The sequence below is a fragment of the Streptomyces sp. PL-25 genome (assembly GCF_058344915.1).
Map to the genome: position 1 here is coordinate 3,360,747 of NZ_CP136997.1, position 10,270 is coordinate 3,371,016.

The 10,270-nt window shown below is 68.2% G+C and carries 13 protein-coding genes and 2 pseudogenes; 8 read left to right on the forward strand and 7 right to left on the reverse strand.

All coding sequences use genetic code 11. From position 1 onward, the window contains the following. The first annotated feature begins 52 nt into the window (after nucleotides 1-52). Nucleotides 53-616, forward strand: a complete 564-nt coding sequence (locus R4Z62_RS14960; protein WP_491520022.1) for an HD domain-containing protein — start codon at nucleotides 53-55, stop codon at nucleotides 614-616. Here R4Z62_RS14960 and R4Z62_RS14965 read toward each other — a convergent pair. Then, nucleotides 604-1,071, reverse strand: a complete 468-nt coding sequence (locus R4Z62_RS14965; RefSeq protein WP_491520023.1) for an NUDIX hydrolase — start codon at nucleotides 1,069-1,071, stop codon at nucleotides 604-606. The two genes, R4Z62_RS14960 and R4Z62_RS14965, sit on opposite strands and share 13 nt — an antisense overlap. Beyond that, on the reverse strand, nucleotides 1,058-1,831 hold the full coding sequence (locus tag R4Z62_RS14970; RefSeq protein ID WP_491520024.1) for a DUF5919 domain-containing protein: 774 nt from the start codon (nucleotides 1,829-1,831) through the stop codon (nucleotides 1,058-1,060). The genes R4Z62_RS14965 and R4Z62_RS14970 overlap by 14 nt, the downstream gene beginning before the upstream one ends. 98 nt (nucleotides 1,832-1,929) lie before the next feature. Here R4Z62_RS14970 and R4Z62_RS14975 point away from each other — a divergent pair, with 98 nt between their 5' ends. From R4Z62_RS14975 to R4Z62_RS15005, 7 genes and pseudogenes are all read left to right on the forward strand, one after another. Next, nucleotides 1,930-2,655 (forward strand): HAD family hydrolase, encoded by a 726-nt coding sequence (locus R4Z62_RS14975; protein WP_389596579.1) that lies wholly within the window; start codon nucleotides 1,930-1,932, stop codon nucleotides 2,653-2,655. Between the two features lie 72 nt (nucleotides 2,656-2,727). Further along, nucleotides 2,728-3,630, forward strand: coding sequence for a radical SAM protein (locus R4Z62_RS14980; RefSeq protein ID WP_389596577.1), 903 nt, complete (start codon nucleotides 2,728-2,730; stop codon nucleotides 3,628-3,630). 61 nt (nucleotides 3,631-3,691) lie between these two features. Then, complete coding sequence (locus R4Z62_RS14985) at nucleotides 3,692-4,264, forward strand: hypothetical protein (protein WP_491520025.1); 573 nt, start codon at nucleotides 3,692-3,694, stop codon at nucleotides 4,262-4,264. Beyond that, nucleotides 4,182-4,844, forward strand: a complete 663-nt coding sequence (locus tag R4Z62_RS14990; RefSeq protein WP_491520026.1) for a class I SAM-dependent methyltransferase — start codon at nucleotides 4,182-4,184, stop codon at nucleotides 4,842-4,844. Before R4Z62_RS14985 ends, R4Z62_RS14990 begins: the two co-directional genes overlap by 83 nt. An 11-nt stretch (nucleotides 4,845-4,855) precedes the next feature. After that, nucleotides 4,856-5,443 (forward strand): class IV adenylate cyclase, encoded by a 588-nt coding sequence (locus tag R4Z62_RS14995; RefSeq protein WP_491520027.1) that lies wholly within the window; start codon nucleotides 4,856-4,858, stop codon nucleotides 5,441-5,443. 582 nt (nucleotides 5,444-6,025) lie between these two features. Continuing rightward, the gene (locus R4Z62_RS15000; protein ID WP_491520028.1) at nucleotides 6,026-6,847 is read left to right on the forward strand and encodes an FAD-dependent oxidoreductase; all 822 of its coding nucleotides are present in this window, start codon (nucleotides 6,026-6,028) and stop codon (nucleotides 6,845-6,847) included. A gap of 364 nt (nucleotides 6,848-7,211) precedes the next feature. Then, nucleotides 7,212-7,418 (forward strand): annotated as a pseudogene (locus R4Z62_RS15005) (DUF317 domain-containing protein); the annotation flags it as partial. Between the two features lie 26 nt (nucleotides 7,419-7,444). Here the strand turns inward: R4Z62_RS15005 and R4Z62_RS15010 are convergent. The 5 genes and pseudogenes from R4Z62_RS15010 to R4Z62_RS15030 all read right to left on the reverse strand — a co-directional run bounded on the left by R4Z62_RS15010 (nucleotide 7,445) and on the right by R4Z62_RS15030 (nucleotide 9,863). After that, complete coding sequence (locus tag R4Z62_RS15010) at nucleotides 7,445-7,663, reverse strand: integrase core domain-containing protein (protein ID WP_491521881.1); 219 nt, start codon at nucleotides 7,661-7,663, stop codon at nucleotides 7,445-7,447. Beyond that, nucleotides 7,600-7,905: a transposase gene (locus R4Z62_RS15015; RefSeq protein WP_491521882.1), complete on the reverse strand. Its 306-nt coding sequence runs from the start codon at nucleotides 7,903-7,905 to the stop codon at nucleotides 7,600-7,602. Before R4Z62_RS15015 ends, R4Z62_RS15010 begins: the two co-directional genes overlap by 64 nt. A gap of 118 nt (nucleotides 7,906-8,023) precedes the next feature. Further along, nucleotides 8,024-8,317: pseudogene (locus R4Z62_RS15020) on the reverse strand (IS3 family transposase); the annotation flags it as partial. Beyond that, on the reverse strand, nucleotides 8,314-8,613 hold the full coding sequence (locus R4Z62_RS15025; protein WP_491520029.1) for a transposase: 300 nt from the start codon (nucleotides 8,611-8,613) through the stop codon (nucleotides 8,314-8,316). The pseudogene R4Z62_RS15020 and the gene R4Z62_RS15025, both read right to left, overlap by 4 nt. 48 nt (nucleotides 8,614-8,661) lie before the next feature. Continuing rightward, nucleotides 8,662-9,863, reverse strand: a protein-coding gene (locus R4Z62_RS15030) for an IS3 family transposase (RefSeq protein WP_491520030.1) whose coding sequence is annotated in 2 segments (ribosomal slippage) — nucleotides 8,662-9,578 and nucleotides 9,578-9,863 — 1,203 coding nt in all. Because the reading frame shifts where the segments join, the coding sequence is not laid out codon by codon here. Nucleotides 9,864-10,270: the final 407 nt, after the last annotated feature.

Here is a 10,270-nt window from a genome sequence, read left to right on the forward strand (position 1 = left end):
GGGACGGGGACCAATACGACTGGCAGCCACTCGGCGGGGCATGTAGAGGGCCATGGACGAGGAGATGGTGGGCTGGGCCAGGCGAGTCGCGGCGACTGAACTCGGGAATGTGCTCCCACGACGGTGGGAGCACAGCTGTGGAGTCGCAGCCCGGGCGGCCGAGGTCGGCCTGATCTTGGGGAAGGACGCTGACCTGCTGATCTCGGCCGCGATCCTGCATGACGTGGGATACGCGCCTCGCTTGGCGACCACCGGGTTCCATCCGCTCGATGGCGCGCGCTTCCTACGGGACGAGCACGGTGTCGATGAGAGGCTGACCCGTCTGGTGGCGAACCACTCGTTCGCGCTGCTGGAGGCGGAAGAACGGGGGCTGCGGGAGGAGTTGGCGAGGGAGTTCCCGTTGTTGGATGATCCGCTGTTGGTGGACGCCCTCGTGTATTGCGACATGACGACGACGCCCGACGGCGGCCGGACGATCGTGCGAGAGCGGGTCGCGGAGATCGTCGACCGTTATGGCGCGGACAGCGTGGTCGGTCGGTTCATCCGGCGGGCGGCGCCGGAGATCTTCTCCTCTGCCGAGAGGATCGAGGCCGCTCTGGCGGCTCAGCCGAGGTAGGGATAGGTACCGGCGAGGTAGTCGCCGATCTGCTGGCGCATGCTCGGGTGGATGTCGTACTGGTCCAGGTCTGCGGGCTGGACGAAGCGGACGCCGTCGGCCTCGTCGTTGATTGCGGGCTCGCCGCCGATGGGGCGGCCGATGTAGGTGTTCTCGTACTGCTGGCGGATCTCTCCGTCGGTGTAGGCGACGATGTGGTTCGGGTTGGTGTAGACGCCGAGGAAGCCGGTGATCTCCGCGATGATGCCGGTCTCCTCCAGGCACTCGCGGACCGCGCACTGGGCCGCGGTCTCACCGATGTCCTGGGCTCCGCCGGGGAGTGCCCACTGTCCGGTGTCGCGGCGGCGCTGGAGGAGGATGGCACCCGTCTCGTCGACGACGAGCAGGTTGCTGGCCGGGATAAGGGTGTTCGCTTTCGGAGCGGCCGGGTCGTTGTAGTACTCAGTCCTGCCCATGGTCGGCGGTCCTCTCCTGGTCGGGTGCCCATGGCCGTGCGGCGGCCCAGACGGCGTCGAAGCTCTGAGCGTAGTTGTCGAACCACCCCGTGCCGTCGGCTCTCTTGAGGTGGAGGAGGGGGTTGGCGCTGGCCGGCTGCCCCCAGATGTGGGGATTGACGAGGAGGTCGTCGTCGTAGCGGAACATGGACGTGTAGAGCGTGGTGTCGTGCAGACGCACCGCACACCCGGCCTCGCCCAGCAGGGGGCGGTAGTACGTCAGCGAGGCGCGGACCTTGGCGGCGAGTGTGTCGCCGATTCCCTCTTCGCGGCCCCGGACGGCGACCGCCTGCCCGTCGGGGTCACCGAAGCACAGGCGGACCCGGACGCCCTCGGCGGCGCGTTCGGAGAGCATCTTGGCGACGTGCGGGTTGGACTGTGCGAAGAACGTGCCGGAGAAGACGAGGACGCTGATCTCCTTGCGGGCCTCCCGCAGCAGCGAGAGCCATACGTCCCGCGGCACGCTGGCTCGGTTCTGGTAGGTGCCGACCAGTTCGGTGCCTAATCCGTCGCGGGGTGGACCGGGCCGCTTGGAGGGCGTCGGCCAGAGGAAGGTCTCCTCCACGCGCAGATGACCGGCCACGCGAAAGCGATGCCGAGCGTGAGGAACCCGTCCTCCCAGCCACCGGCTCACTGTCTTGGGGTCGACCTCGCAGATCTCCGCGAGCGCATCGGGTGAGACCCCTCGTTGGGCGAGCACGGTATGCAGTCGGTCGTTCACAGCAACCACGCAAGCGGTGCAACGCGTGATCGCGCAAGGACGTTGTGGGACGTTGTCGCGGAATCACAGTGCCACCGGCTGCTGCTTACGCTGGCGTCATGGAGCTCATCGTCCTGTGGGACATCGACCACACCCTCATCGAGAACGCGGGGGTGAGCAAGGAGATCTACGCCGCCGCCTTCTCGGAGCTTGCGGGGTTTGAGCCGTCGGAGCCGGCACGCACCGAGGGGCGTACGGACCGACTGATCATGCGCGACATGTTCGTTCGGGATGGGCTGCCCGTGCCCGACTGGGCCGGCATCGAGGCCGCCCTCGAACGGGCAGGGAGCGAACGCCGGGACGCTCTGCGTTCGCGCGGCTGGGCCCTGCCAGGAGCCCATGAAGCATTGAAGGCCGCCTCGGCACGGAGCGGCTGGGTCTCCTCTGTCCTGACCGGCAACATCGCAGCCAACGCCCGTGTGAAGCTCTCCGCGTTCGACCTCGACTCCTTGCTGGACCTGCCGGTGGGCGCCTACGGAGCGGACGCCGATCTCCGTCCCGACCTGGTCGCGGTCGCCCGCGAGCGAGTGCAGCGGCTGCGTGGCGCCCGGGTCGACGCGCCCGTCGTCCTGGTCGGGGACACCCCTCGCGATGTGGAGGCTGCCCTGACCACGGGGTGCGGGATCGTCGCCGTCGCCTCCGGTGTGCACGATCGCGCGGAGCTCGCAGCGGCCGGCGCCCCCGAGGTCCTGCCGGACCTGGCAGACGCCCAGCGCCTTCTAAGCGTCCTTGAGTCGTTCGCAGGTGACGGAAAACGTCCCAGGACGTCCTCGGGCCGTCCCTGAACGCGGTGACGAGGTCCCCGGGCAGACAGCCACGATCGGGTTCCCGAAAGGCAGCCAGCCGAAGGAGCCCAAGTGATCAGGGAAGTCACCGGGATCAGGAAGATCCGGATGCTGTACCTGCAGCTGCTCTACCGCTGCAACTTCACGTGCCTGCACTGCTTCCACGGGAAGCGGCTTCAGTACGCGGACGCCTTCACCGCCGACGAAGCCGCCAGCCTCCTCACCCTGATGCGCGACGAGTACGGCACGGAGGAGGTCACCCTGCTCGGTGGGGAGCCCTTCGTCCACCGGGATCTCCCGCAGGTCGTCCGCCACGCCAAGGAAGAACTGGGCCAGCGTGTCGAGATCTGTACCAACGGGTACCGGATCGAGCGACGCCTGACGGAGATCGCGCCGCACCTGGACCTCCTCAGGGTGTCCCTGGAGGGCGTCGGATCGACCAACGACGGCATCCGCAGGCACGGCAGCTACCAGAGCGCCCTCGACGCACTGAGCCTGGCACGGGACCTCGGAGTGCCGACCGGTGCGACCATGACCGTGACTTCACGGAACATCGGTGAGGTACTCCCCCTCGCCGGCATCCTGGCCGGGCTCGGGGTCCAGCAACTCAAGCTCCACCACCTGCGGCCCGTAGGCAATGCAGCCGACCACCCCGAGCTACTGGTCACCGGGCCTGCCGCCTACGGCCGGCTCCGCGAAGAGCTCGCGGCGGCCGACCTGCCCCTGGAGGTGATCGTCGACGAGGACCTCTCCGAGCACGGCGCCCCACAGCTCTGCGCCCCGACCGGCGGGCCCCGCGAGATCGACCGCATCGAGGCCGACCCGCGTGGTGCCCTGACCATGTCCTGCAAGGCCGTGGGCAAGGACTCTCACGCCTTCTGGTACGAGAAGAGCGCTGGCCGCATCGTCCACCAGCCCTCGGCCAGCGACGAGCTCACGCTCGCGGTGCCGGACGTGGTGTACGCCCGTGCCTGACCACCCGCGATTCGAGAGCCTGGAAGGCTTACGGGGCACCGGCAAGTCGACCATCGCCCCGATGCTCGCCGCCGCCCGACAAGCCGTCCTCGTCCCCACCGTGCCCGCCCTGTACCAGCCCCTCAGAGCGGCCGTGGACCAGCGCACCAACGTCGACGCGCGGATGTGCCTCTACCTCTCCGCGCTGTTCACCGCGACCGAGGAAATCGAGAGCCACCTCGACGCCGGCGTCCCCGTAGTCGTCGAGAGCTACTTCGCCCGGTGCCTCGCCAGCCACCAGGCCATGGGGGCTCGGCTCGGCGTCACGCTGCCACGCCGGCTCCCGACACCCGTCACGTACTACCTCGTCTGCGGCGACGACGAACGCCGCCGTCGTCTGGCCGCTCGGGACAAGCCAGCGACGCAGTGGGACGCACTGATCGAAACCGTCCCGGGCCAGGTGATCGACGCCTACGCCTCGTTCCCGATGCGTCGCGTCGACACCACGGGGCGCAGCCCCGAAGAGGTCCTCAGTGTGATCACAGAAACCGACAGTCAAGGAGCGAACTCCCATGCAGACCCAGAGCCTGTGGGAGCACACCCTCACTTTCTTCCCCCAGTTCCTCGGCACACTGCGCGAGCGTGTCGCCCCTGACGCCACCGTCGCGGTCGTCGGCGCCAGCGACGGCAAGTTCGTCCTGCCGTTGGCCGCCGCCGGCTACCACGTGGTCGCCATCGAACGCGACGCGCTTGCCCTGCACGGAGGCGATGTACGCCTTCCGGGTGACAGCGAGGCCCACGCGATGGGCCTGATCGATCGGCTGAAGCTCGAAGAACTCCATTCCCGTGTCGACGTGGTTGAGGACGACTTCCTTGAGGGCGAGCCCCTTGGTGTGCAGTGCGAGGCAGTCTGGACGAGCTGCTCGTGGCATTACAGTGCCAACCACCACCGCCCGCTCGCCGAGTTCGTCGACCGCATGCAACGCCTGGTCCGCCCGGGCGGTGTGTTCGGTGCGGAGTTCATGATGCCCGTCGAAAGACGCCACCACATGACCGAGCACTACACCTCTCCCGAGCGCTTGCTCCCTCACTTCATCGGTGACTGGGAAATCCTGCTCACCCTGCGTACGAACGTGTTCACGGAACGGGCCCACGTCGGTCAGCCGAACGACCACACCCACCGCATGGGCCTGCTCGTGGCAGCCCGAACGTCCCCCTTCACCGACCACTTCTGAGAGAAGGACACATGAAGCACGAGTACGAGGCGAAGTTCCTGGCCGTCGACGCCACCGACCTCCAGGCCAAGCTGACCGCCCTCGGAGCCGTCCAGGCGTTCCCTCGCACCCTCCTCACCCGCAAGATCTTCGAGAACGACTCCCTCGACGGAGGGGCCTGGATCCGCCTTCGGGACGAAGGCACCCGGTCGACCCTCACGCTCAAGCAGGTCACCGACGCCACGACGATCGACGGCACCAAGGAGATCGAGACGGAGGTGTCCGACCTGCACGCCATGGCCGACATCCTGCGGCGGGTCGGCCTCACCGAGGTGCGCTACCAGGAGAACTACCGCGGGGAGTGGCGCCTGGGCGAGGTCGCCTTCGACTTCGACACCTGGCCCGACCTCCCCACCTTCCTGGAGATCGAAGGGCCCGACGAGGCATCGGTCCGGCAGGCCGCCGCGCTGCTGAACCTCGACTACTCCGAAGCCCGCTTCGGCAGCGTCGACGAGATCTACAAGAGCGAGGTCGGCCGCAACATCCTCGCCGAGCCCACCCTCCTGTTCTCCGACGCCGAGAAGCGGGAGGACGCTTCCTCCGCTGTCCGCAGCCACTGATCAAGGGGGCGGACACGCCATGCTCACGGAAGCCGCATTACTGCACAGGGTGATCCCGGGGATCGCCGAGTTCACACGCGGCGGACTGCCCGCACCGGCAGCCACCGATGACGGCAACGAGTGGGTCGACGGATCGTGCTGGCTCTACTGCGGGCAGCGGTGGACTCGCGTCCTGTGGATCGGTCCCGCGAGCGTCGCCGGAGCCCAGGCGCCCATGTACGCCTGCGGGCCCTGCATCCCGGCACTCCAGGAGCGGGTCTGGCAGTCTCTCCTCAGCCGGGACGAACCAACTCGTCGTGCTCGGCCGAGCGATGCGACCTCCCCCGCGTCGGCCTCAGCACGGCGGGCCGGCAGACATCGGGGCCGACGAGGATTCCTCCGCCGCGGTTAAGTCCCCGCCCTGGTCACGGAAGTGCCTACCGTCCCCCGCGGTATGAGCCCCGTGACCAGGGCGGGCCTGCGGGGTACTACCTCCCGCTTGGAAGGTCCTCACGATGCCCCGTGGTCAATCCCGCGGCGCATGTGTTGGAGGACAACCTCGCCCACGCACCGCCGTCACGCGCAGGCCGTTACGGTCGGCTCATGACAGCAGGGGAGCGCGTTGTCGTTGTCGGGGCTGGGGCGGCTGGGCTCACCACAGCCGTGGTTCTCGCCGAGGCCGGGGCTGCGCTGCACGTGATCGCCGAGCAGGTGCCGGGGACCACGTCGCTGGCTGCCGGGGCGATGTGGGGGCCTTACCTGGTCGAGCCGAAGGACAAGGTCGACCAGTGGGGACAACGGTCCTTGGAGATCTTCCGGGAGCTGGCCCAGGATCCGGCGACGGGCGTCCGGCTCACCAGTGGCATCGAGGCATCCCGCACGACCGAAGCCGCGCCGGACTGGGCCACCACTTTGCCAGGTTTCCGACCGTGCGAACGGGCCGAACTGCCAGCCGGGTTCACGACGGGTTACCGGTTCTCAGTGCCACTGATCGACATGCCCACCTACCTCGACTACCTCCTGCGCCGGCTCCGCGATGCCGGCGGTGCTGTCGAGCAGCGACGGCTGACGTTGCTCTCAGGCGCCGACCCGGCTTCGGCGATCGTCAACTGCGCTGGCCTCGGCGCGCGCAACGTGGCTCCGGACCCTGACCTCCGGCCCATCCGCGGCCAGCACGTCGTCGTCACCAACCCCGGGCTGACCGACTTCTTCTCCGAGGACACCGGCCTCTCCCCGGACCTCCTGTGCTTGTACCCTCACGGCGACCGAGTCGGCGCTCGACCGACCCGCGCCACGGTCCGTGTGGAGGAAGAGGCGTGGGAGGACGGCACTGCGGTGGTGCACAACTACGGGCATGGAGGCGCCGGCGTCACGCTGTCGTGGGGGTGCGCCGAGGAGACTTGGGCATTGCTCTCCGACACGTGATCTGCACATGGAAGAACGCCGACTGTCGGCTTGCCCGCGCACCTCGTCTACGACGGCCACGAGGGACTCCACTCTCCCGCCCAGTACCTCGTACGCCGACTGGTCGGCGGAATGTCCGACATGGGCGTGCCACGTTGCCTCCGTTACGGTGCGTGCGGCCTCGACCGACTCCATGGGGCAACTATCAGCAGTGCCCCACCGGGCGCGCGCCGTTTTCTGCGGCTGGACCGTGACGTCTCCGCTCTTGCGTCTCAGTTCGCCGGCGGCAGACAACGAAGATCCACGAATGACTGGCCGACGCCGCAGTGGCAGGTGAACCTGGACGACCTTCTCGTAAAACACCAGGTCAGAGAGGTGATTGCCTGTGGCTGCGGCGTCCCCGGGTCCCGGATTCTCCACCACCGTCGAGGCTCTGCGGCTGCGTGAGTGGCTGCTCGGCCCGGGCCAGGCCACGCTCGTGATGGATCAGTTCTCCGCTGACGACTTCCACTTGGTCGTGGACGACCGCGCGGACGTGCACGTCAATTCGAAGGACGGCCGCTTCTACCTTGGATGGTTGAGCTTGTTCCGCTTTGACGGACACCATCGGTGTGGTGGTCAGGCTGCGAGTGCGGCCTCGTAGTCGGCGGGGCTGCGGTAGTCGAGGCTGCTGTGGAGTCGGTGCAAGTTGTACCAGCTTTCGATCCACTCAAAGATCGCGGTGTGGGCGGCGGACCTACTCGGCCAGGGCTGGGTGCCGATCAGCTCGTTCTTCAGGGTGGCGAAGAGCGACTCGGCCAGCGCGTTGTCCCAGCACTGGCGGTGCGGCCAACGGATAGCCGGACACCCAACTTCTCTGCCAGAAGGGCGAGTTCACGGCTGGTGTACTGGCAGCCGCGGTCGGAATGGAAGATCACGGAACCTGCCGGGCGGCGCTGGCGGCAGGCGGCTCGCAGTGCGTCGGCGACCAGTTCGGTGCGCAGGTGGTCGGCGGTGGCCCAGCCGATCACCCGTCGGGAGGCGATGTCGATGACGGTGGCCAGGTAGAGCCAGCCCTCGTCGGTGGCGATGTAGGTAATGTCGCCGCAACCAGCGGGTGTCGACCGCGGTCGGGTCGGGGCGGAAGTCGCGCAGGACCAGGTCCGGGCGGGTGGCCGCGTGCGGGTCGGGCAGGGTGGTGCGGTGTCGGCGTCTGCGGTGCCGGCCGACGAGCCCGGCGGCCCGCATCAGCCGGGCGATGCGTCTGCGGCCGCAGGCGGTGCCCTCGCGCTTGAGGACGGCGTGGATGCGCGGGGCCCCGTAGGTGCCCCGGGAATGGACGTGGATGGCGGTGATCTGATCGGTCAGCTCCGCATCCTGCACGACCCGGGGGCTGACGGCGCCGGTGCGGCGGGTGTAGAAGGCGGCACGGGAGACCTTCAGCAGCTCACATGCGCGTTTGACGCTGTGGCCCGCCTGCTTCTCCGCCTCGATGAACGGGTGCACGTTCACCGGGTCTCCTTCGCGAAGAAAGCCGTGGCCCGCTTGAGGATCTCCACGTCCTCCCGCAGGCGGCGGTTCTCCCGCCGCAGTTGGGCCAGTTCCTCGCGTTCGCTGCTGGTCAGGCCGTCGCGCTTGCCGTCATCGACCTCGGCCTGCTTGACCCAGTCGCGTACCGCGGTCTCGGTCAGGTCGAAGTCCTTGGCAACCTGACCTACCGAGCGGTCACCGCGTTGGCACAGCTCGACGATCTCGGCCTTGAACTCCGGCGTGAACGAGCGGCGAGGACGCGGCTTCTTCTTCCCCATGCTCTCCATGATGGACATCGGGCCTTGACCCCGAATCCTGGACACGGGTTATGCGGCTGGTGTCAGCGTAGTTGATGTTGTTTCGGACGCTGTCTCGTAAGCGATCGGGCTGCGTTGCCCGAGGCGGGAGTGACGGCGTCGGGTGTTGTAACGGTTGAGCCAGCGGAATGCGTCGAGGCGGGCCTCACGTTCGCTGGACCAGTGCTTGCGGCCCTGAAGCGTCTCGCGTTTGAACGTTGCGTTGAAGGACTCGGCGAGGGCGTTGTCCGCGGAGCTGCCGATTGCGCTCATGGACTGGCGGACGCCGGCTTGGCGGCAGGCGTCGGCGAAGACCCGGCTGGTGTACTGGGCCCCGTGGTCGGTGTGCATGACCGCTCCGGCGAGGCTGCCGCGGGTCCGTTCGGCGGCGGCCAGTGCGTCAGTGACGAGGTCAGCGCGCATGTGGTCCGCAATGGCCCAGCCGGCCAGGCGGCGTGAGGCGAGGTCGATGACGGTGGCCAGGTAGAGGAACTTCCCGCCGTCCAGCGGGAGATAGGTAATGTCGCCGACGTACTTCGTGTTCGGCTCGCTTGCCGTGAAGTCGCGGCCGACGAGGTCCGGGGCCTTCGCCGCGGCCGGGTCCGCAACAGTGGTGCGGTGCCTGCGGCGCAAGCGCACGCCCGCCAGACCGGCGCCCCGCATCACACGCGCGATCCGCTTGTGATTGACGTGCTCACCCGCTTCGCGGAGCTCGGCTGTGATCCTCGGAACGCCATAGGTGCCGTCCGACTCGCGGTGCACGACCCGTATCCGGGCGGCGAGGCGAGCGTCGGCCGCCTGCCGGGCGGCCCGGTCCGCGGCCGTCCGACGCCAGTAGTAGAAGCTGGAGCGGGCGATGCCGAGGATGGTGCACAGCCGCTTCACGCCGTAGCGGCGGTGGTGGTCGGCAACGAACTGGAAGCGGTTCACCAGCGCGTCTCCCCGGCGAAATACTTCGCCGCCTTGCGCAGGATCTCGCGTTCTTCCTCCAACTCGCGGACCTTCTTGCGCAGAGCGGCATTCTCCGCTTCCAACGGCGTCGGTGGCTCGGTCGACACCTCCGCCCGGCGTCCCCGAGGACGGCTCGCGCCGGCTGCCCGCACCCAGTTCCGCAGGGTCTCGGGGTTGATGCCCAGATCGGCGGCGACCTGCCGGATCGTCGCCTCGGGCCGCGACTGGTACAGCGCGACCGCGTCCGCCTTGAACTGCGGCGGATAGTTCTTCATGACCACGAGATGTCCATTCTCAGATCCTCAGGATCCAGTGTCTCGTGTGTCCAGGATCAAGGGGCAAAGCCCGTCTGTTCCTCCGCGCACGGCCTGCCGGATTCGGTTTACCGGTGCACGATCGTCCCCTGGCGAGCGGTCTCGAGGTCGAGAGCAAGGGGAAAGTCCACGAAGGACTTGGGTGGGATGCCGCTGGTGGTCAGGGATCGAATGCGTCCGGATTGTTGCCCTCGCCGACGGGCCTCATCTCCAGGGCGACGTTTTCGGCAGCGGCCTCCCCCAGGTTCTCCACGCAGAGTCGTTCCCTCACGCGCCGCATCCTGAGTCGCCCCTTACTGTCCTGCTTGGGCTCGGTGTCGCTTCCTCCGAACCAGGAGTTGCAGGTGCACCCGTTGATGGCGGCTCTCCGCCGA

Coding starts and splice junctions, on each gene's coding strand:
- R4Z62_RS14995 (WP_491520027.1), top strand. CDS start 4,856: ATGAAGCACGAGTACGAGGCGAAGTTCCTGGCCGTCGACGCCACCGAC.
- R4Z62_RS15000 (WP_491520028.1), top strand. CDS start 6,026: ATGACAGCAGGGGAGCGCGTTGTCGTTGTCGGGGCTGGGGCGGCTGGG.
- R4Z62_RS14965 (WP_491520023.1), bottom strand. CDS start 1,071: ATGGGCAGGACTGAGTACTACAACGACCCGGCCGCTCCGAAAGCGAAC.
- R4Z62_RS15025 (WP_491520029.1), bottom strand. CDS start 8,613: ATGGGGAAGAAGAAGCCGCGTCCTCGCCGCTCGTTCACGCCGGAGTTC.
- R4Z62_RS14985 (WP_491520025.1), top strand. CDS start 3,692: ATGCTCGCCGCCGCCCGACAAGCCGTCCTCGTCCCCACCGTGCCCGCC.
- R4Z62_RS14990 (WP_491520026.1), top strand. CDS start 4,182: ATGCAGACCCAGAGCCTGTGGGAGCACACCCTCACTTTCTTCCCCCAG.
- R4Z62_RS14975 (WP_389596579.1), top strand. CDS start 1,930: ATGGAGCTCATCGTCCTGTGGGACATCGACCACACCCTCATCGAGAAC.
- R4Z62_RS14960 (WP_491520022.1), top strand. CDS start 53: ATGGACGAGGAGATGGTGGGCTGGGCCAGGCGAGTCGCGGCGACTGAA.